Origin of the sequence: Planococcus ruber (assembly GCF_022819085.1) — a bacterium.
GTDB classification, from domain to species: Bacteria; Bacillota; Bacilli; order Bacillales_A; family Planococcaceae; genus Planococcus; species Planococcus ruber.
Map to the genome: position 1 here is coordinate 183,928 of NZ_JALHAG010000001.1, position 21,112 is coordinate 205,039.

Consider the following 21,112-nt stretch of genomic DNA (forward strand, 5'->3'; position numbering starts at 1 on the left):
GTTTTTAAGCGCAAAGCATTTCCTTCTATAGAATAGGCTTGATAACTAACGGTTCGCAATGATTGACCATGCAATTCAAGTAACGTATACTGAGAAGGAATGTGCAATTGTATTACTATATCAATAAAGAAATCTTAATACAGATAAAAGGAGAGTTGCTTTTATGGCTGCGAAAAAATCACAGCAATTTGATCCAGTGGAAACACTGCACGCAATCGAAGAAAAGTTTGAAATGGTCCAGGTTCTGAACGAAGAAGGTGAAATCGTCAACGAACAGGCAGACCCGAAATTATCCGATGAAGAATTACAGGAATTAATGAGCCGTATGGTTTATACGCGTATTTTGGATCAGCGTTCAATTTCATTGAACCGCCAAGGTCGTCTAGGTTTCTACGCGCCGACTGCTGGACAGGAAGCGTCTCAATTAGCGTCTCATTTTGCGCTTAAAAAAGAAGATTTTATCTTGCCGGGCTATCGTGATGTTCCGCAACTAATCTGGCACGGTTGGCCGTTGCACCAAGCATTCTTGTTCTCGCGTGGACATTTCATGGGGAACCAAATGCCTGAAGGCTTGAACATCTTGCCGCCGCAAATCATTATCGGGGCACAGTACATCCAGGCTGCAGGTGTTGCATTAGGTATGCAAAAACGCAAAAAAGAAGCAGTTGCTGTTACTTATACAGGAGACGGCGGTTCTTCACAAGGTGACTTCTATGAAGGCATTAACTTTGCCGGTTCATTCCGTGCACCTGCCATTTTCTTTGTACAAAATAACCAATATGCAATTTCTACACCGCGTGAATTGCAGACTTCTGCGAAAACAATTGCACAAAAAGCAGTAGCTGCCGGAATCCCAGGCGTTCTAGTTGACGGCATGGATCCATTAGCGGTTTATTCAGTAACACGCGATGCACGTGAACGCGCAATTCGTGGCGAAGGTCCGACATTGATCGAAACGCTTTGCTACCGCTACGGCCCGCATACAATGGCTGGTGATGATCCGACTCGCTACCGTACTTCTGACACAGACAGCGAATGGGAAAAGAAAGATCCGCTTATCCGCTTCCGTAAATATTTAGAAGCGAAAGGCATTTGGAACGAAGAAAAAGAAAACGAAGTAATTGAAAAAGCAAAAGAAGAAATTAAAGCGGCTGTCAAAAAAGCCGATAGTGCTCCGAAACAAACGGTTACTAACCTATTGGAAATCATGTACGAAGAGGTTCCATTCAACGTTCAAGAGCAACTTGATATCTACAAAGCAAAGGAGTCGAAGTAAGCGATGGCACAAATGACTATGGTTCAAGCAATTACCGACGCTCTGAAAACAGAGATGCAAAACGATGAAAATGTGCTTGTTTTCGGGGAAGACGTAGGAAATAACGGCGGTGTTTTCCGTGCAACAGAAGGATTGCAAAAAGAATTCGGTGAAGACCGTGTATTCGATACGCCTCTAGCTGAGTCAGGGATCGGCGGCCTAGCTATCGGTCTTGCGCTGCAAGGTTTCCGTCCGGTTCCGGAAATCCAATTTTTCGGGTTTGTTTATGAAGTAATGGATTCAATCAGCGGCCAAATGGCTCGTATGCGCTTCCGCAGCGGCGGTAGCTTAAATGCACCAATTACGCTGCGTTCACCTTTCGGCGGTGGTGTTCACACACCTGAAATGCACGCAGACTCTCTAGAATTGCTGATGACTTCACAGCCAGGTTTAAAAGTGGTTGTGCCGTCAACTCCGTATGATGCAAAAGGTTTGTTAATTTCTGCAATCCGCGACAACGACCCGGTTATTTTCCTTGAGCATTTGAAATTATATCGCTCAGGCCGCCAGGAAGTTCCGGAAGAAGCTTACACAATTCCTTTAGGGAAAGCGGATATTAAACGTGAAGGCAAAGATTTGACGATTATTGCATACGGTGCAATGGTGCAAGAAAGTTTGAAAGCAGCTGAAGAACTTGAAAAAGAAGGCTATTCTGCAGAAGTAATCGACCTTCGTACGATCCAGCCTTTGGATATTGAAACGATTGTCGCTTCAGTAGAAAAGACTGGACGCGCAATGGTTGTCCAAGAAGCCCAAAAACAAGCGGGTATTGCTGCAAACGTTGTAGCTGAAATCATGGATCGTGCGATTTTGAGCTTAGAAGCTCCTGTACTTCGCGTAGCAGCTCCAGATTCCATTTTCCCATTCTCACAAGCTGAACAAGTTTGGCTTCCAAACTCGAAGGATATAATAGAAACAGCTAAGAAAGTGTTAACGTTCTAATTCGTTTAGAAAAGAAAGGGTGAAACTAATGGCTTTTGAATTTCGTTTACCGGATATCGGAGAAGGTATCCATGAAGGTGAAATCGTAAAATGGTTCGTAAAAGCAGGAGATCGAATCGAAGAAGATGACATCATGTTTGAAGTGCAAAACGACAAAGCAGTTGTCGAAATGCCTTCACCTGTATCAGGAACAATCAAAGAGATCATCGTTGAAGAGGGAACAGTAGCAGTTGTTGGTGACGTGCTGGTCCGGATCGAAAGCGACGATGCTTCAGATAACGAAGGAAGCGGAGATGCAGCCCCTTCTGAAAGCAAAGAAGAAACAGAAGAGCAAGTTCAGGCTGGAACAGCTGAATCTGCCCAGAATGTTGATAAAGAACCCGTAAAAGAAGAAGCGCCTAAAAATGCGGAAACGGGAGCCGGCGAACAGCCTCAGGCAAAAACGCCAGCTGATCCGAATGCACGCGTGATCGCGATGCCTTCAGTCCGTAAATTTGCAAGAGAAAAAGACGTCGATATCACACAAGTTTCAGGATCAGGCAATAATGGCCGCATCTTGAAAGAAGATATCGAATCGTTCTTGAGCGGCGGGCAAGAGCAAGCGGCAGCTGAAACTGCTCCTGAAGCAGAAGCGGTTGAAAAAGAATCAGCTAAAGAAACAGCAGCTCCAAAAGCGCCGGCTGTTCCCGAAGGCGACTTCCCGGAAACGCGCGAGAAGATGTCAGGCATCCGCAAAGCGATTGCAAAAGCGATGGTGCATTCAAAACATACGGCTCCTCACGTTACATTAATGGACGAAGTGGACGTTACCGAACTAGTAGCACACCGCAAAAAGTTCAAAGATATTGCAGCTGAAAAAGAAATCAAGCTGACTTACTTGCCTTATGTCGTTAAAGCTTTAGTGAGCACATTGCGTGAATTCCCGGCATTGAATACATCTTTCGATGATGAAACAAGCGAAATCATCCAAAAACACTATTTCAACATCGGAATCGCAGCAGATACTGAGAAAGGCTTAATGGTTCCTGTCATTAAAAATGCAGACCGTAAATCCGTATTCTCCATTTCTGATGAAATCAATGGACTTGCAACAAAAGCGCGTGAAGGCAAACTGACTGCTGCTGAGATGAAAGGCGCATCGTGCTCAATCACGAATATCGGTTCTGCCGGCGGCCAATGGTTCACTCCAGTCATTAATCACCCTGAAGTGGCAATTCTTGGAATCGGCCGCATCGCTGAGAAGCCTGTAATTAAAAATGGTGAAATTGTTGCTGCACCTGTGTTAGCATTATCATTGAGCTTCGATCATCGCATGATTGATGGAGCAACAGCGCAACACGCATTGAATCACATCAAACGCTTATTAAGCGAACCTGAATTATTATTAATGGAGGCGTAAAAATTATGGTAGTAGGAGATTTTCCAATCGAAACAGATACGCTCGTCATCGGCTCAGGCCCTGGGGGATATGTAGCAGCCATCCGCGCAGCGCAAACTGGCCAAAAAGTAACAATCGTTGAGAAAGAATATATCGGAGGCGTTTGCTTGAACGTCGGCTGTATCCCTTCGAAAGCTCTAATCTCAGTGGGTCACCGTTTTGAAGAAGCTCAGCATTCAGATGATATGGGTATTGTCGCAAAAGAAGTATCTATTAACTTTGAAAAAGCGCAGGCTTTCAAAAACGGCGTTGTGAAAAAATTGACTGGCGGTGTTGAATCGCTTCTAAAAGGAAATAAAGTTGAAATCGTTCGCGGTGAAGCTTATTTCGTAGATGAAAATTCAGTACGTGTGATGGACGAAAAGTCTTCGCAAACTTACACTTTTAAAAATGTAATCATTGCGACAGGATCTCGTCCAGTGGAAATTCCAACTTTCAAATTCTCTAAACGCGTCATCAACTCAACAGGTGCTCTAGCACTTCAAGAAGTTCCTAAAAAACTTGTCGTTATCGGCGGGGGATATATCGGAACTGAACTTGGAACTGCTTATGCAAACCTTGGATCTGAAGTAACTATCCTTGAAGGTGCCCCTGATATCTTAGCTGGATTCGAAAAGCAAATGACGGCTATCGTTAAAAAAGGCTTGAAGAAAAAAGGCGTTGAAGTTATCACAAAAGCATCTGCTAAAGGTGTAGAAGAAACTGAAAACGGCGTTACTGTAAAATACGAAGCTGGCGGGGAAGAAAAAACCGTTGAAGCGGATTACGTATTGGTAACAGTTGGCCGCCGTCCGAACACAGATGAAATGGGACTTGAAGAAGTCGGCGTGAAAATGTCTGAACGCGGTCTGATCGAAGTCGACAAACAATGCCGTACAAACATCCCTAACTTCTATGCAATCGGAGACGTTGTACCTGGCCTTCAACTTGCTCATAAAGCATCTTATGAAGGCAAAGTCGCTGCAGAAGCGATTGCTGGAGAAAAATCAGAAGTGGATTACTTGGCAATTCCTGCGGTCTGCTTTACAGATCCTGAACTTGCAAGCGTCGGCTTAACTGAAGAGCAGGCAAAAGAACAAGGATTTGAAGCGGCTGCTGCTAAATTCCCATTCGGAGCTAATGGCCGTGCACTTGCACTTAATGCATCTGAAGGTTTTGTGAAACTTGTTTCACGCAAATCAGATGGTTTATTGCTTGGTGCTCACATCGTTGGTGCTGGTGCGTCTGATATGATCGCTGAATTAGGCCTTGCTATTGAAGCGGGTATGACAGTCGAAGACATCGCAATGACGATCCACGCTCACCCAACATTGGCTGAAATTACAATGGAAGCTGCAGAAGTGGCACTTGGAACTCCAATCCATATCATTAAATAATGAAAGAAGAAATCCGCATTTTCATGCGGGTTTCTTTTTTTATGCCTTTATTCATGATAGAATGGCACCGAAAGGGTGATAGTGATATGGTACATATGAAATGGTTAATACTGACAGTTGGTATTTCGCTGCTTGCAGCGTGCAGCGATGAACAGACTGAAACGGTCAATGAAAAAGAAACAGCGCCAGTAGAAGAACAGGCAGAAGAAACGCCGGCAGAAACTGAAAATGCAAATGAAGAAGAAAGTGGACAAGCAGAAGAAGCGGAGCAAGAAGAAATTGAAAAAGAAGAAGTAGAGTCAGAAGCAGAACCAGAACCTCAATATCGCTTAAATCCTGCTACTTGGGGAGTAGAGCCGATTGCAGATGCTCCGGCAGAAGCGGTATTGCTCACTATTGATGACGCACCGGACAAACATGCAGTAGACATGGCGGTTACTTTAAAAGAGCTGAATGTACCGGCCATTTTCTTTGTCAATGGGCATTTTTTGGATAGTGAGGCAGAAAAAGAGAACTTGAAGAAAATCCATGAAATGGGCTTTTTGATTGGCAACCATACGCAGACCCATCCGAATTTGACGACAATTTCTGAGGACCAGCAAAAACAGGAGATTTTGACTGTCAATGAAACCGTGGAACAAGTGATTGGCGAAAAGCCGAAATTCTTCCGTGCACCCCACGGAGCCAATACGGATTTCAGCCGGGCCCTTGTACAGCAAGAAGGCATGATGCTGATGAATTGGTCTTACGGCTACGATTGGGAAAAACAGTACATGGACCCTGCAGCTTTGACGGATATCATGGTCAATACGGAGTTTTTGCACAATGGATCAAACTTGTTGATGCATGACCGGGAATGGACGGCTGCAGCTCTCCCAGGGATCGTCGATGGCCTGAAAGCAAAAGGCTATACGTTCGTCGATCCGCATGAAATTGAACTTCAGCCTTAAGTAAAAAAAGTCCGGAGCTTTTAGCTTCCGGACTTTTTTCTATTCTTTTGCCTGTCAGACCTAAACGGCTGTTTCCGCTTTTCTCTGTCCAGACTCCAGCGCCCAGCCCCTCGAGACGCTTCGGTCTTTCAGGCAATGGCAAAGAACGCCATAGCCTGAAAGCCCTCCAGCGCTTGTCGGGGCTTACCGGGCGCTTCCACTTTTCTTTGTCCAGACTCCAACAGCCAGATCCTCGGGTCATAAGCCGTTCTAGCTAAGCGGCTGAAAACCGCCGCTGCGCCAGCCCGTCTTATGCCTTTCGGATCTAAACGGCTGCTTCCGCTTTTCCTATTACCGGATCGCCTGCTGTTCTTTAATGACCCGCAGCATTTTCAGTGTATCGTCTTCCGGCCCTTGTACCGGCAAGCCGGCTTTGATGTTCATATCGATATACTCGATGTTTTCCTGCGTAATGATCTCACCGGGAATAAAAATCGGGATGCCGGGAGGATAAACCATGATGAACTCAGCTGAAATTCTGCCTACGGCTTCTTCAATCGAGATAACTTCTGTGGTCGCGTAAAAAGCATCTCTCGGCGTCATGGCAAGGCGCGGGATGTCCGGCAAGAGAACGACCGGTTCGATGATTGCGGCGTCGCTCTCGAAAGCCACGCTCATTCTTTGCAAGGCATTGATCAGGAGGTTCAATTCTTTTCGGCTGTCTCCAAGAGTCACCAAGCATAGAATGTTATAAAGATCCGATAATTCGATTTCGATATTGGCATTTTCACGCAGCCATTCTTCTGCCTGGTGGCCGGTGATGCCAAGATTTTTCACGCTGATCAATAATTTCGTCGGATCCATATCATAAGTGGCGGAGCTGTTTAAAATCTCTTTTCCTACGCAATGGAGATGTGGAATTTTATTGATTCGCTTTCGTGCATCCTGCGCTAAGCGAATGGCGTGGTCGATCAAATCAAAACCGTGGATCGCCAGCTGTCTGCGGGCAGTATCCAGGGACGCCAGAATCGGGTAGGACGTCGAAGTCGTGGTCAGCATGGAAAGCGTCGACTGAACGCGCTTGGCAGAAACCAGGCCTTCGCGGACATTCAGCACCGAGCTTTGCGTCATGGAACCGCCGAGTTTATGAACCGAAGTCGCTGCCATATCAGCACCTGCTTCCATCGCGGAAATCGGCAACGATTTATGGAAATGGATATGGACACCGTGTGCTTCGTCTACCAAAACCGGTATCTCGCGCTCATGGGCGATGTCCACAATCCGCTTTAAATCAGCTGCGACGCCGAAATAGGTTGGGTTGATGACAAGGACCGCTTTTGCGTCCGGATATTCATTCAATGCTTTTTCAACCGCTTCTGCCGAAATGCCATGTGAAATTCCAAGTTCCGGATCCACTTCCGGGTGGATGAAAATCGGAATCGCGCCGGCGAAAACAATTGCCGACATAATCGATTTGTGGACGTTGCGCGGCACCAGGATTTTATCGTTTGGTCCAACAACACTTAAAATCATCGTCATGATCGCCCCGCTCGTGCCTTGGACAGAGAAAAATGTATGGTCTGCGCCGAATGCTTTAGCAGCTAATTCCTGCGCTTCTTTAATCGCACCTTTTGGCGAATGCAAATCATCCAAAGGGGCGATATTGATCAAGTCTATCGATAAAACATTATCGCCGACAAATTCCCGAAAAGCCGGGTCGACGCCTTGGCCTTTTTTATGGCCAGGAATATGGAATTGAATGGGGTGCCGGTTGCGATGCTTAAGAAGCGCATCGAATAACGGAGTTTCTAATTGAGACACAAAGGGCCACCTCGCTTTATAAAAATGAAAACAAAAAGAATTATAGCATGTTGATTAACGCTATACTATAAAAATAAAAGGAAATTGTTTTTGCCTGCCGAATAACATAAAGACAGAGGAGGGAATGATTTCATGCAGTTTCAAACAAGAATAACAGAACTACTCGGGATCCGTCTGCCGATCGTTCAAGGCGGCCTTGCTTATCTTGCCTATGCAGACCTCGCTGCAGCCGTATCAAATGCAGGAGGACTTGGGCAAATCACGGCGATGAGCCTTGCAACGCCAGAACAATTAAGAGAGGAAATCTGCAAAGTCCGCGAATTGACAGACCAGCCTTTCGGCGTCAACTTTGCAATCGGTGACCACGGCCGTGAATTTTCCCATATGCTTCAAGTGGCGATTGATGAAAACGTTCCGGTCGTTTCGATGACTGGCGGAAATCCGACGCCAATCTTCAAGCAGCTGGAAGGAACGCCGATTAAAAAGCTCGTGCTGGTAGCAGCCAGAAGACAGGCGGAAAAAGCGGAAGAGCTTGGAGCCGATGCCGTCATGGTGGTCGGACATGAAGGCGGCGGGCATTTAGGGAGAGACGATATCGGGACGATGGTGCTCATCCCGCAAGTGGTGGATGCTGTCTCCATTCCCGTCATTGCATCCGGAGGCATTGGAGACGGCCGCGGCTGGATGGCCGCCCATGCGCTTGGGGCAGAAGGGATCGAAATGGGAACGCGCTTTATCGCGACGAAAGAATGCGTCCACGCCTCGGTTGTCTATAAGAACGCATTAATCGCAAGTTCTGAGCAAGACACGGTCATCATTAAAAGAAGCATCGGCAGCCCAGCCCGGACGCTAAGAAATGGCTGGACCGACAGGATTTTGGAGATTGAAGCGGAACAGCCGAGCTATGAAGCAATCAAAGACTATGTTAGTGGAGAAGCCAACAAGAAATATATATATGAAGGAAAGCAGGAAGAAGGATTTGGCTGGGCCGGACAAGTTACCGGACTGATCAAGGACGTGCCTTCTGTACAGGAATTAATCGACCGAATGGTAGCGCAAGCTACAGAAATTCGGAAAAAATGGTCATGGCCATCATGACACGAAAGTGAGGAAGTAAAATGGATTATTCATACCCTTTTTCAATTGATTGGACTACGGAAGAAATTGTGGATGTCGTTGCCTTTTTCGAAGCAATCGAACTTGCCTACGAGAAAGGAGTCAAACGGAAAAGCTTAATGGCAAAATACCGCCGGTTCAAAGAAATCGTGCCGTCGATAGCGGAAGAGAAAACGTATTTCCGCGAGTTCGAAGAAGAAAGCGGCTATGCCAGTTTTCCGGTCATCAAAGAAATGAAAGTGCGAAGCGACGAAGACATCATTAAAATGAAGAAATAAAAAATTCCGCAGCTTAGCGCTGCGGAATTTTTATTTTTTGTAGCATCGTGTCATAGACCGGCAATAATTCGGTAAATGTTCTTTCGGCAAAAGCATGAAAATCTTCAGGCGACATAGCCGCAGCGTCGTCTCTTGAAATATGGCGCCCGATAACCAGTTCGCCTTTTTTCACATCGCGAAGCCTTGTCACGAGCTTTTCAACGCCTGCCTCTTCCAAATCTGCAAGCGGCTGGGCTTCCGGTTTCATGTGGTCGCCAGAAAGCATAAAGTCTTTCGGAAGTGATGAAAGCACATCAGATGCCAGCAATTCTTCCGCCATCGCTTTTTTGTTAGGGGCTTCGTAAATAACGGCTAAGATAATAAAAACATGGCTTTCCCATAAGCCGATTTGGAAATGGGGCACAGCCTTGTATCCTCTTTTGTGTGGAGCGAATGCTACCCAGCTGTCATTTGGCGGATTGACCGTACGGCGCATATGCTTTGCGACGTGAGGGAAAAACTCTTCGCCGGATTTTCCGGAAAAGAATGCTGAGTATGCAGTGCCCAGCTGTTCAAATTTCGGGCGCACCCTCGAAACCAGCAGTTCCATCCGCTGTTCCAAGCCTGGCGTTTCAAATACTTCGAAGTCTTGTTGGGTCCAAAAAGTTTCCACTTATTTTCCTCCTTAAATAGCAATCATAGGTTTCATTTTAACGAACTTTGGGAAGAAAGAATATAAATAAGTTTTCCTGAGCTGCTAAAGGGGTATTGGTCTAATAATCATATTATTAAACTGAATTATCGAAAAGTGGAGAGAAAGGGGTGCTTAGTATGAAACAGATGATTCAAATCATTCGCAAAGCCGAAGTAGAAAAAGAATACATCCATGTTTTGAAATTGGAACTTGATTACGAACTTGCTTCTTTGTTCGATGCTATGAAGCAAAAAGATGAACACCAAAAAGATAAAAGCAAAAAGCGTCTTCAAGAAATACATGTAGAGTTGGAGGCACTTCATGCGCTTTAATAAACTGATTATATAAGGGCATTTACTGAGATAAGACAGTAAGTGCCTTTTTCGTTATAATGAAGGGAAAAAGGGAGGCAATAACTTGGATTTGCACAGCATGGACACTTATATTAAATCGCTAATTAAAGAAGCGGGCCACCGCATCAGAAATTCATTTTTAGTGGATATCACCATTGAAACGAAATCAGATGCAAATGACCTGGTAACGAATATCGATAAAGAAATCGAACAATTTTTCATTAGCCGCATTCGGCGTGATTTTCCCGGTCACCGCATATTGGGGGAAGAAGGGTTTGGAGATACGTTCGAAGATCTGGAAGGCGTTGTTTGGATGCTCGACCCAATTGATGGCACGATGAATTTTGTGCATCAAAAAAGAAATTTCGCCATTTCGTTAGGGATTTATGAGAATGGAATCGGCAAATTGGGATACATATACGATGTGGTAAATGATGACTTGTACCATGGAATCCAAGGAGGCGGTGCTTATTACAATGATGAACGGCTGCGGCCTTTGTTCGATACTTCCATCGAAGAATCGATTGTCGGCATCAATGCCACGTGGATTACGCCAAACCGCTATATTGACCATGAAGCCACCATCCGTTTAGTCCAGCATGTCAGAGGCACAAGATCTTACGGATCTGCTGCGCTTGAGCTTGCCTATGTCGCGAGCGGCCGAATGGACGCCTATATTTCGATGCGCTTATCGCCTTGGGATATAGCAGGCGGAAAAGTGATTGCTGAAGAAGTCGGAGCTGTCACTTCCAATTTCAAGGGAGAGCCCGCCAATCTGATGAAGCAAGATACTTTTATTGTAGCCAATCCATCGATCCATCATCGTATATTGTCGGAATACATCCGCCTCAAGTAAAGCGGAATGGCTTCCGGTGAGACCCGACACTGGCCAAAGGAAATAAAAAAAGGAGTTGCTTTGGATTTTCTCCAGAGCCAACTCCTTTATTGCGCGAAGATTTAAGGGGAGGGGATTTACAGCAATCCAGCTTCCCGCATCTCTTTTTTCTTTTTAAAGCCCATTCCCATGACTGCACAAAGCAATATGATTGCAAAAAGAATTCCTGGAATGCTGCGGAAGCCCACGGCAACACCGATTGCGGCCATGCATACAAGAGCTGCAAACGAATAGAATACGAAAATCCATTTTATATTTTTCAATCTTTTTTCCTCCTGCCGCCTATAGTCGAAATAAAATCTTAGGGTTTTTCCCCTACATGTGCTATACTAACACAGTTATGGACATGAAAAAAGAATATTGGAGTGAAAGTATGACGAACTTACGTAACGATTTAAGAAACATTGCTATTATTGCCCACGTTGACCATGGTAAAACAACTCTAGTGGATCAGCTGCTACAACAATCCGGAATCTTCCGTTCAAACGAACACGTTGAAGAACGTGCTATGGACTCTAACGATATCGAGAGAGAACGCGGGATTACTATTCTTGCGAAGAACACTGCGATTCAATATAAAGATGCTAAAATCAACATCTTGGATACACCGGGACACGCTGACTTCGGCGGCGAAGTTGAACGGATCATGAAAATGGTTGATGGTGTTTTGTTGGTAGTTGACGCATATGAAGGCTGTATGCCGCAAACACGCTTCGTTTTGAAAAAAGCTCTTGAGCAGAATTTGAAGCCGATCGTCGTTGTCAACAAAATTGACCGTGATTTCGCTCGTCCGGAAGAAGTGGTTGACGAAGTCATCGAATTGTTCATCGAACTTGAAGCTAATGACGAACAATTGGAATTCCCAGTAGTTTTCGCCTCAGGTATGAACGGTACTGCAAGTCTTTCATCAGATCCTGCAGATCAAGAAGAAAATATGCAGGTTATTTATGATGCAATCATGGAACATGTGCCAGCGCCAATCGATAACAGAGATGAGCCACTTCAATTCCAAGTAGCACTTCTTGATTACAGTGACTATGTTGGACGTATCGGAATCGGCCGCGTTTTCCGCGGAACGATCGAAGTCGGCCAATCTGTTGCCTTGATGAAACTGGACGGCAGCGTCAAAAACTTCCGTGTAACGAAAATGCACGGGTTTATGGGCCTTAAACGCGTTGAAATTGAAAAAGCAGAAGCTGGCGATCTAATTGCCATCTCTGGTATGGAAGATATCAACGTTGGAGAAACAGTCTGCCCGGCAGACCATCAGGAAGCATTGCCGGTCCTTCGCATTGACGAGCCGACATTGCAAATGACTTTCCTAGTAAACAACAGCCCGTTTGCCGGTAAAGAAGGTAAATGGATCACATCAAGAAAAATCCAGGAACGTTTAGATGCTCAATTGCAAACGGACGTATCGTTGCGCGTTGACCCGACAGATTCGCCAGACGCTTGGATCGTATCAGGACGCGGCGAGCTGCATTTATCCATCTTAATCGAAAACATGCGCCGTGAAGGCTTCGAGCTTCAAGTATCAAAACCTGAAGTTATCGTTAAAATGGTGGACGGCGTTCGCTGTGAGCCGGTTGAGCGAGTTCAAGTCGACGTACCGGAAGAGTATACAGGATCAATCATCGAATCGCTTGGTGAACGCAAAGGCGAAATGCTTGATATGGTCAACAACGGAAACGGCCAAGTCCGTTTGGTATTCAACGTACCAGCGCGCGGCTTGATCGGCTACACAACTGAGTTCTTGACTCAAACCCGTGGATACGGAATCATCAATCATACGTTCGACAGCTACCAGCCAGTGGTTTCAGGACGTGTTGGCGGACGCCGTCAAGGGGTGTTGGTTTCTATGGAACGCGGAAAAGTTTCAACTTATGGCCTAACAGGCATTGAAGACCGCGGTACGGCTTTTGTTGAAGTCGGTGCAGAAATCTATGAAGGCATGATTGTCGGCGAACATAACCGCGACAGCGATTTGACAGTGAACATCGTCAAAATTAAAGCTGCGACAAACATCCGTTCAGCAAACAAAGACCAGACAACTACTTTGAAAAAAGCTCGCTTAATGAGTCTTGAAGAAGCGCTTGAATATTTGGCGGATGATGAGTATTGCGAAATTACGCCGCAAAACATCCGTTTGCGCAAGAAAATTCTAGATAAAAACGAACGCGAGCGCATGGCTAAGAAAAAGAAAGTTGCGATCGAAGAATAATTGATTTATAGGAAGGATGTATAATCTGTGGACGAGCAAGCTTTTGTCTATGACAGAATGTATCCCGTAGCCCGAGTTTTATATGAAAATCTGCCGAATTTTACAGTTGCGGGATATGCACTTTTTGCAGTCATCTTCTTGCTGTCGGCTTTCGTTTATAAGCTAGGATTTGCAAAAAAACTACCTATCGGAAAAAATGTAGTAATCGGCATCTTCCTTTTTGTCGGGGGATTAGGCTTAACGTTCTTGGCCTTCTTCCTTCCGGTAGTAGAAGGACTAGTCATTGCTGCGTTGATTTTGATTCTCTACAAAATCCGCCTATGGCGTGAAAAACGCGAAAACGCTGCATCTCATTGAGATGCAGCGTTTTTGCGTTCAAATGTTTTATAAAGAATGGGAAGCGCAAGGGCATAAGTCAAATGCGCCAATATCCAGTAAAGGTAGGCGCCCATATCGGTAAGGGCCGGCACATCGGTTCGAACGGCCAAAGAAGACAAAGGGAAAAAGAGGATAAAAGTCGGAATACACAAAAACAGGCTCAGCAAGGTCATTTGGCCAAAGGTATAAGGACGGCGTTTCGCCAAATATACATAGACAATGGCGATCAACAGGGAGATGGCCAGATGAAAAGTGAATTCCACCGGCTCCGACCAGTTGGCCTTTCCAATGACCGGGATGAAATCAACATTTAATAATAATGTGTATACTTGTTCGCCTGTGACCTTCTGAATCCACTTCAAGAGCAGCCCGAGAAGCAGCCCGCTCCAAAAGCCGATCCATATGCCTTTTAGTGCCTTCATCAGAAGTCATCCTCAATTTGGCGGGAACTCCGGTAAAAATGGAACGCCCCCGTTGCGAGCCGTTCTTTCGTTCTCTCGGATATCCGGTCATGGCATTCCTTGCACATATGGGTATGGATGGGCCGGTTGCGCAGGCGTTTTGCCTCCAGCGTATCATCGACCAATTCTTCCATTTTATCGCAGATTACACATTGGACTCGCATATTCCATCCTCCTACTCAACCCGGATGGCGAACACATCCGTTATTGGCTCGTCTTGGTTCGATCCATCCGGCAGCAAAATGTGGACAGGGCCGTTTTCTTTTAACGGCTTTCCGTTTTCGCTGAACTTGAAAATCAGTTCTTTGGCGCTTTCAAGAGGAAAGCTGTATTCCCCGGAAGCGGTTTCGAAGACGGCTTTTGACGCGTCTTTTCCCGGTTCTGCGGTTTCAATGAACGGTTTTAAGACCATGCCGAAAGTTCCGGTCATCATCTCCTGCTTTTCCTGTCTTTTGTATTTTTTTTCGGAATTCAGCGTGGGCGGTACAGTGGCGCCTTCCATAATTTCACGCGACCAATGTTCACCCATTCCGCGCTTATATTCTTCCAGTTCGTCTTTTATGATGCGTTCTTCACTGAAATACGTAGTGAGGTCAAGTTTGCGGTCATCAAAAATCCAAACAGTCGGATCCAATGTAATCTTAAATTTCACTTTACCTTTAAACGGTACGATAGTTTCCATGCTAAAACCCTCCATCAAATAATCGATCTCCATTAAGTATACCTTTTCCTGCCAAAATCCTAAAGGGATTAATTCTATGCCCGATAGACGCTTGCATTTTCATCTATTAAAAGATACACTTTAAACAGGTTATTAGGTATAAATATCAATTAATGGGGGAGTCCTCATGGAACATACAGAAGAACAAACATATCAGGCGAAGGCTTTGGAACTCCTCAAAGCAGATGCGGAAAAAATCGAGCAACTGATCAAAGTCCAAATGGACCATTTGACTTTGCCTTCATGCCCCTTATACGAAGAAGTGCTCGATACTCAGATGTTCGGCCTCTCGCGCGAAATCGACTTTGCAGTAAAGCTGGGTCTTATTGAACGTGAAACCGGCAAAATTCTAATGGATACGCTGGAGAAGAAACTTTCCATCCTTCATGATGCGTACACAAATAAATGACTTAAAACTCAAACGAACCCTGTTTGAGTTTTTTTACTAATCCAATAAATCGAGGTATAGAAATCATGAAACAATACATCAAGAGATATGCAAAGAACTTTGACTACCCTTTATTTTTTGTCTACATAGCGCTAACCCTTTTCGGACTGGTCATGATCTACAGTTCGAGCATGGCCTGGTCGGTGAATCGGTATGGCAGCGAGCCCGACCGTTTTTACATACAGCAGATCCAGAACTTGGCGTTCGCTTTCCCGGTTTTTGTCGTAGCGGCGTTTTTTCCTTATAAGCATTTCAACAAAAAATGGATGATGATGACCGTGCTTGGAGTTGTTTTTCTCGGCTTGATTCTCGTCCACTTTATCGGTTCGGCAGCCGGTGGAGCCGTCAGTTGGATCAACTTGGGCTTTGGGAATGTCCAGCCGTCAGAAGTGGCAAAAGTTGGCATCATCTTCTATTTGGCAGGCGTATTCTCGAATAAATACCGAAATGGCACCATCAATGAACTGGGCAATTCCATCATCCCGCCTGTCAGTATTTTGACATTTGTATTGATTTTAGTGTTTTTCGAGCCCGATTTGGGTTCTATGATGATTATTGGTGCGGTCGGGTTGTCGGTAATGGCAGCAAGCGGCATCCGCTTTAAATCTTTTGCAAAGCTTGCCTCTATCGTAATTGGTGCAGCAGCCATTTTTATCGTCCCGATTATGGTGTTTGCTTCAGATGCCATTTTCACCGAAAAGCGGCTGGGCCGGCTGGATGCTTTCTTCAATCCGTTTACAGATGAATTGGGCTTTGGGCTGCAGATCGTCAACGGCTACTTGGCCATCGGATCAGGCGGGTTGAAAGGGCTTGGGCTTGGCCAATCGATCCAAAAACTTGGCTATGTACCGGAGCCGCATACGGATTTCATCATGTCGATCATTGCTGAGGAGCTCGGTGTGTTCGGAGTATTATTCGTTTTAGGCGGTTTGGCTTTTATCATCTTGCGCGGACTTTCCATCGCCATGACAACCAAAGATCCATTGGCGCGCATGCTGGCCGCAGGCATCGCCAGCATGATCGGCATCCAGTCCTTTGTCAACTTAGGCGGCTTGACTGGGCTGATTCCGCTGACAGGGGTGACGCTTCCGTTTATAAGTTATGGCGGAACGTCCGTAATTTTGTTATCTTTAGCTATGGGAGTATTGATGAATGTTTCCATGTTCCATAAAGTTGAAAAATCGAAAAAATAAAAGGGGTTGCTGCGGTGTGAGAGAAATCAACAAAATCTTAGTAGCAAACCGCGGAGAAATCGCAATTCGGGTTTTCCGCGCGTGTACTGAACTGAAAATTCCAACAGTTGCGATTTATTCGCAAGAAGATAGTGGTTCTTATCACCGCTATAAAGCTGACGAATCCTATTTGGTCGGCAAAGGGAAAAAACCGATTGACGCTTACCTGGACATTGAAGACATCATTCGTATTGCCAAAGATTCAGGAGCTGACGCGGTCCACCCGGGCTATGGCTTCCTATCTGAAAATGTGAACTTTGCGCGGCGCTGCGAAGAGGAAGGGATTGCCTTTATCGGACCGACTTCTAGGCACCTCGATATGTTCGGGGATAAAGTTAAAGCCCGCGAACAGGCAATACAAGCCGGCATTCCAGTAATTCCAGGGACAGACGGACCCGTAGAATCGCTGGATGAAGTGGTTGAATTCAGCAAAAAGGCCGGATTCCCATTAATGATCAAAGCTTCTCTTGGCGGCGGCGGACGTGGCATGCGCATCGTCAAAACGGAGGAAGAATTGGCATCTGCATATGAACGGGCGAAATCAGAAGCGAAAGCGGCGTTTGGCTCCGACGAAATGTATGTAGAAAAATTTGTGGATAAACCGAAACATATTGAAGTTCAAATTCTAGGGGATACGGCCGGCAATATTGTCCATTTGTATGAGCGGGATTGCTCGATTCAACGGCGACATCAAAAAGTCGTGGAAATTGCTCCTTCCAATTCATTAAGCGACGAACTGCGCAACCGCATTTGCGACGCTGCTGTTAAACTGATGAAAAATATCGATTACATAAATGCGGGAACCGTTGAATTCTTGGTAGCAAACGATGAATTTTATTTCATTGAAGTAAACCCAAGAATTCAAGTGGAACATACGATTACGGAAATGGTTACCGGAATTGATATCGTCCATGCCCAAATCAATATCGCCCGCGGCCATGAGCTGCACAGTGACGTGATCGGCATTCCCGAGCAGAAAGAAATTCCGCTTTTCGGCTATGCCATCCAGTCCCGCGTGACGACAGAAGATCCACTGAACGATTTCATGCCCGATGCCGGCAAGCTGATGGTTTATCGTTCCGGCGGCGGTTTTGGCGTTCGTCTGGATGCCGGAAATGGATTCCAGGGAGCTGTCATTTCGCCTTTCTATGATTCTTTATTGGTTAAATTATCCACTTGGGCAGTGACATTCAAAGAAGCAGCGGCGAAAATGGACCGCAATCTCCAGGAATTCCGGATCCGCGGGATCAAAACAAACATCCCGTTTCTTGAAAATGTGGTAAAACACGAAAACTTCATTAAAGGGGAGTTTGATACAAGTTTTATCGACTCTACGCCAGAGCTGTTCCTATTCCCGGTTCGCTTAGACCGCGGAACGAAATTATTGAGTTATATCGGCAATGTGACGATCAACGGATTCCCGGGAATCGAGAAAAAGGCGAAGCCGATCCATACAGCTCCAAGAAAGCCGCAGATCATTCTAGCGGATGCACCGCCATCAGGCACCAAGCAGATTTTGGACGAGCAAGGAGCTGAAGGGCTGACGAAGTGGATTCATGAACAAAAGGATGTGCTCTTGACCGATACGACTTTCCGCGATGCACACCAATCGTTATTGGCGACGCGCGTGCGCTCTCACGATATGTTCAATATCGCCAACGAAACAGCACGTTTGCAGCATGATTTATTCTCTATGGAAATGTGGGGAGGCGCCACGTTTGATGTTTCTTACCGTTTCTTGAAAGAAAACCCGTGGGTGCGCCTTGAAAAGCTGCGGAAACAAGTGCCGAATGTCCTGTTCCAAATGCTCTTCCGCGGCGCCAATGCCGTCGGCTATAAAAATTATCCGGATAATGTCATCCGGGAATTTGCCCGCAATTCGGCAGAAGCCGGCATTGATGTTTTCCGAATTTTCGACAGCCTAAACTGGATTAAAGGCATGGAAGTGGCAATTGATGAAGTCCGTTTATCCGGCAAAGTGGCCGAAGCGGCTATTTGCTATACGGGCGATATATTGGATCCGAGCAGAGACAAATATACAGTCGATTATTACAAGAAAATGGCAAAAGAACTGGAAGCCGCTGGTGCCCATATCCTGGCTATTAAAGATATGGCCGGCCTATTGAAGCCGGAAGCCGCTTACCGTTTGATTTCAGAACTGAAAGACACCATTTCGTTGCCGATCCATCTCCACACACATGATACAAGCGGCAACGGCATCTATATGTACGCAAAAGCGATTGAAGCAGGAGTGGATATCGTTGATACGGCTCTAGGCACTATGGCCGGTTTGACTTCCCAGCCGAGTGCGAACTCCCTGTACTATGCCATGAAAGGCACGGGGCGCGAAGTGAAAACGGATATTGAATCCATCGAAAAACTGTCCCATTACTGGGAGGATGTCCGCAAATACTACAGCGATTTTGAAAGCGGCATGAATAGTCCGCATTCCGAGATCTATGTCCACGAAATGCCTGGCGGCCAGTACAGCAATCTGCAGCAGCAAGCAAAAGCTGTCGGGCTCGGCATGCGCTGGGAAGAAGTGAAGTCCATGTATTCCAGAGTCAATATGCTGTTTGGCGACGTTGTGAAAGTAACGCCTTCTTCGAAAGTTGTTGGAGATATGGCATTGTTCATGGTCCAAAATGATCTCGATGAAAAAACGGTCTTATCGCGGGGAGAGACCATCGATTTCCCAGAGTCCGTTATTGAATTCTTTGAAGGGTATATCGGCCAGCCTCATGGAGGATTCCCGAAAGAATTGCAGAAAGTCGTTTTGAAAGAACGCAAACCGATCACAGTCCGCCCTGGGGAATTGCTGGAGCCTGCTGATTTTGATGAAATCAAGAAAATTCTTTTCGAGAAACTGGAGCGTCCAGTAAGCAAGCAGGAAGTGTTGGCTTATGCGCTATATCCGAAAGTGATCGAAGAATATTTGGCGACGAACAAGCAATTCGGCAATGTTTCGGTTCTCGATACGCTTACTTTCCTTTACGGCATGCGGCTAGGCGAAGAAATCGAAGTGGAGATCGAAAAAGGGAAGACCTTGATGATCAAATTGGTGTCGATCGGCGAGCCTCAAAAAGACGGCCACCGGACCATCTACTTTGAGCTGAACGGCCAGCCACGGGAAGTGAACATCCAGGATATTTCCGTGGAAACCGACAGCAAGGCCAAACCAAAAGCGGATATGACCAATGAATCTCATTTGGCGGCAACAATGCCGGGAACGGTATTGAAAGTTGTTGCGGAAACTGGAGCGAAAGTAAACCGCGGAGATCATTTGCTGGTTACGGAAGCAATGAAAATGGAGACAACGGTCCAAGCGCCTTACGATGGTACGATCAAAGCCATCCATGTAGCGGCAGGAGACGGCATCTCGACAGGTGATTTGCTAATTGAAATGGAAAGAAAATAAAAAAGTAGCCCGCGCATTTTGCGCGGGCTACTTTTTTATTTTTTAAGCCTGCTTCTGGATACCAGCAAAATCATATAGCAAAGCAATCCGAACAACATTGAAATCAGTAGGGAATGAAGCAAAGCTACAGCTAGATTCAATTTAGTCAGGACAACGAGCATGCCGGTTGTCGCTTGCAGGAGCACGATGATGAATGCGATGATCCAACCCCAATAGATCACCCGCTGCTGCTTGTAATTTTTATACGCATGCCAAGCGATATAGCCAAGCCAAATGATAATCAAGCCAGCCGCGAAGCGATGGCCCATTTGAACCCATTCGTACATATTGTTCGGCATTGAGAAATCGCCGTTCCGGCACATTGGCCAATCTGCACAAATTAGGCTCGACTCGGTATGGCGCACAAGCGCTCCGGTATAGACTACGATATACGAATACAGAGTCACGCCAATCGTATGGAGCTTCAATTTTTTGCCGATGACTAACCGGTCGGCATCGAATTTCCGGTCAACTTCAAAAATCAGCAAGGCCAGCAAGAGGACCGATGCGAATGAAAGAAGCGAGATTCCGAAATGAAGCGCTAAGATAAAATCTCCTTGGCCCCATAAAACTTGGGCAGCTCCGATCAATGCTTGAAGAACTAAGAAGAAGACAGCCATGACAGCCAGGAATTTAGTTTCGCGGATATGTCCGTATTTTCTCCAAGCCCAAACAGCAAGGACGACAATCAAAATGCCGACTGTACCGGTGACGAGGCGATGAGAAAATTCGATCAGCACTTCAGCAGTGATCTCATCTGGAATCAATTTTCCGTTGCAATCTGGCCAATTGCGGCCGCAGCCCATTCCACTGTCCGTTTTCGTGACGAGTGCACCACCGAGAAGGATCAAGAGCATCCCGATGGTGGCTGCTACTGCAAACCATTTTATATATTTGCCTTGTTGCAATTATGCCACCTACTTTTTTTGGATAAAACTTTTATACGTCCGTTACATACATACTCGATAATAGCGAAAGTTCCAGAAAAACACAATGGAAAAAGGGAGTGAGCACAAACTTTCAAGATTTGGACATATTAGCGCATGCTTCACAAACTG

The 21,112-nt window shown here is 45.8% G+C and carries 21 protein-coding genes; 14 read left to right on the forward strand and 7 right to left on the reverse strand.

The annotated features are described in order from the left end of the window. The first annotated feature begins 163 nt into the window (after positions 1-163). The 5 genes from pdhA (at position 164) to MTR82_RS00890 (ending at position 6,021) form a co-directional block, all read left to right on the forward strand. Positions 164-1,276: a pyruvate dehydrogenase (acetyl-transferring) E1 component subunit alpha gene (gene pdhA, locus MTR82_RS00870; RefSeq protein WP_052651046.1), complete on the forward strand. Its 1,113-nt coding sequence runs from the start codon at positions 164-166 to the stop codon at positions 1,274-1,276. A 3-nt stretch (positions 1,277-1,279) separates the two neighbouring features. Continuing rightward, on the forward strand, positions 1,280-2,257 hold the full coding sequence (locus MTR82_RS00875) for an alpha-ketoacid dehydrogenase subunit beta (RefSeq protein WP_052651047.1): 978 nt from the start codon (positions 1,280-1,282) through the stop codon (positions 2,255-2,257). A 28-nt stretch (positions 2,258-2,285) separates the two neighbouring features. Next, positions 2,286-3,656: a dihydrolipoamide acetyltransferase family protein gene (locus tag MTR82_RS00880; RefSeq protein ID WP_052651048.1), complete on the forward strand. Its 1,371-nt coding sequence runs from the start codon at positions 2,286-2,288 to the stop codon at positions 3,654-3,656. Positions 3,657-3,661: 5 nt separating this feature from the next. Next, positions 3,662-5,071 (forward strand): dihydrolipoyl dehydrogenase, encoded by a 1,410-nt coding sequence (gene lpdA / locus MTR82_RS00885; protein WP_052651049.1) that lies wholly within the window; start codon positions 3,662-3,664, stop codon positions 5,069-5,071. Positions 5,072-5,157: 86 nt separating this feature from the next. Then, entirely contained in the window at positions 5,158-6,021 is an 864-nt protein-coding gene (locus tag MTR82_RS00890) for a polysaccharide deacetylase family protein (RefSeq protein ID WP_246807405.1), read from the forward strand. 330 nt (positions 6,022-6,351) lie between these two features. On the opposite strand, the gene MTR82_RS00895 is transcribed toward MTR82_RS00890, so the two are convergent. Further along, the gene (locus tag MTR82_RS00895; protein WP_246807406.1) at positions 6,352-7,821 is read right to left on the reverse strand and encodes an aminotransferase class I/II-fold pyridoxal phosphate-dependent enzyme; all 1,470 of its coding nucleotides are present in this window, start codon (positions 7,819-7,821) and stop codon (positions 6,352-6,354) included. 132 nt (positions 7,822-7,953) lie between these two features. Here MTR82_RS00895 and MTR82_RS00900 point away from each other — a divergent pair, with 132 nt between their 5' ends. Together MTR82_RS00900 and MTR82_RS00905 are read left to right on the forward strand one after the other, a co-directional pair. Further along, complete coding sequence (locus MTR82_RS00900) at positions 7,954-8,919, forward strand: NAD(P)H-dependent flavin oxidoreductase (RefSeq protein WP_246807407.1); 966 nt, start codon at positions 7,954-7,956, stop codon at positions 8,917-8,919. A 20-nt stretch (positions 8,920-8,939) separates the two neighbouring features. Continuing rightward, positions 8,940-9,215, forward strand: coding sequence for a UPF0223 family protein (locus tag MTR82_RS00905; RefSeq protein ID WP_052651052.1), 276 nt, complete (start codon positions 8,940-8,942; stop codon positions 9,213-9,215). Positions 9,216-9,228: 13 nt separating this feature from the next. Here MTR82_RS00905 and MTR82_RS00910 read toward each other — a convergent pair whose 3' ends face one another. Further along, on the reverse strand, positions 9,229-9,867 hold the full coding sequence (locus tag MTR82_RS00910) for a YktB family protein (protein ID WP_246807408.1): 639 nt from the start codon (positions 9,865-9,867) through the stop codon (positions 9,229-9,231). Between the two features lie 158 nt (positions 9,868-10,025). On the opposite strand from MTR82_RS00910, the gene MTR82_RS00915 reads away from it, so the two are divergent. Both MTR82_RS00915 and MTR82_RS00920 read left to right on the forward strand, forming a co-directional pair. Continuing rightward, on the forward strand, positions 10,026-10,220 hold the full coding sequence (locus MTR82_RS00915; protein WP_052651054.1) for a hypothetical protein: 195 nt from the start codon (positions 10,026-10,028) through the stop codon (positions 10,218-10,220). A gap of 85 nt (positions 10,221-10,305) precedes the next feature. Continuing rightward, positions 10,306-11,097, forward strand: a complete 792-nt coding sequence (locus MTR82_RS00920) for an inositol monophosphatase family protein (protein ID WP_279576945.1) — start codon at positions 10,306-10,308, stop codon at positions 11,095-11,097. A gap of 116 nt (positions 11,098-11,213) precedes the next feature. Here MTR82_RS00920 and MTR82_RS00925 read toward each other — a convergent pair whose 3' ends face one another. Further along, positions 11,214-11,399, reverse strand: coding sequence for a YlaF family protein (locus MTR82_RS00925; protein WP_052651056.1), 186 nt, complete (start codon positions 11,397-11,399; stop codon positions 11,214-11,216). Positions 11,400-11,509: 110 nt separating this feature from the next. On the opposite strand from MTR82_RS00925, the gene typA reads away from it, so the two are divergent. Next, positions 11,510-13,357, forward strand: coding sequence for a translational GTPase TypA (gene typA / locus MTR82_RS00930; protein ID WP_052651057.1), 1,848 nt, complete (start codon positions 11,510-11,512; stop codon positions 13,355-13,357). A 27-nt stretch (positions 13,358-13,384) separates the two neighbouring features. Then, positions 13,385-13,714: a YlaH-like family protein gene (locus MTR82_RS00935; RefSeq protein ID WP_052651058.1), complete on the forward strand. Its 330-nt coding sequence runs from the start codon at positions 13,385-13,387 to the stop codon at positions 13,712-13,714. Here the strand turns inward: MTR82_RS00935 and MTR82_RS00940 are convergent. The 3 genes from MTR82_RS00940 to MTR82_RS00950 are packed head-to-tail and all read right to left on the reverse strand — an operon-like array spanning position 13,708 to position 14,878. Continuing rightward, a complete protein-coding gene (locus MTR82_RS00940; protein ID WP_246807409.1) occupies positions 13,708-14,157 on the reverse strand; it encodes a hypothetical protein in 450 nt (149 codons plus the stop codon). The two genes, MTR82_RS00935 and MTR82_RS00940, sit on opposite strands and share 7 nt — an antisense overlap. Beyond that, positions 14,157-14,360 (reverse strand): YlaI family protein, encoded by a 204-nt coding sequence (locus tag MTR82_RS00945; protein ID WP_052651060.1) that lies wholly within the window; start codon positions 14,358-14,360, stop codon positions 14,157-14,159. Before MTR82_RS00945 ends, MTR82_RS00940 begins: the two co-directional genes overlap by 1 nt. Positions 14,361-14,371: 11 nt before the next feature. After that, positions 14,372-14,878 carry a hypothetical protein gene (locus tag MTR82_RS00950; protein ID WP_052651061.1) on the reverse strand — a complete coding sequence of 169 codons (507 nt, stop codon included), beginning with the start codon at positions 14,876-14,878 and terminating at the stop codon, positions 14,372-14,374. Positions 14,879-15,044: 166 nt separating this feature from the next. Here MTR82_RS00950 and MTR82_RS00955 point away from each other — a divergent pair, with 166 nt between their 5' ends. The 3 genes from MTR82_RS00955 (at position 15,045) to pyc (ending at position 20,015) form a co-directional block, all read left to right on the forward strand. Further along, positions 15,045-15,326, forward strand: a complete 282-nt coding sequence (locus MTR82_RS00955) for an Fpa/YlaN family protein (RefSeq protein WP_052651062.1) — start codon at positions 15,045-15,047, stop codon at positions 15,324-15,326. Between the two features lie 65 nt (positions 15,327-15,391). Further along, on the forward strand, positions 15,392-16,558 hold the full coding sequence (locus MTR82_RS00960; RefSeq protein ID WP_052651063.1) for an FtsW/RodA/SpoVE family cell cycle protein: 1,167 nt from the start codon (positions 15,392-15,394) through the stop codon (positions 16,556-16,558). A 16-nt stretch (positions 16,559-16,574) separates the two neighbouring features. After that, positions 16,575-20,015, forward strand: coding sequence for a pyruvate carboxylase (gene pyc, locus MTR82_RS00965; RefSeq protein WP_246807410.1), 3,441 nt, complete (start codon positions 16,575-16,577; stop codon positions 20,013-20,015). Positions 20,016-20,050: 35 nt separating this feature from the next. On the opposite strand, the gene MTR82_RS00970 is transcribed toward pyc, so the two are convergent. Then, positions 20,051-20,911 (reverse strand): COX15/CtaA family protein, encoded by an 861-nt coding sequence (locus MTR82_RS00970; RefSeq protein ID WP_199876648.1) that lies wholly within the window; start codon positions 20,909-20,911, stop codon positions 20,051-20,053. Positions 20,912-21,112 lie beyond the last annotated feature (201 nt).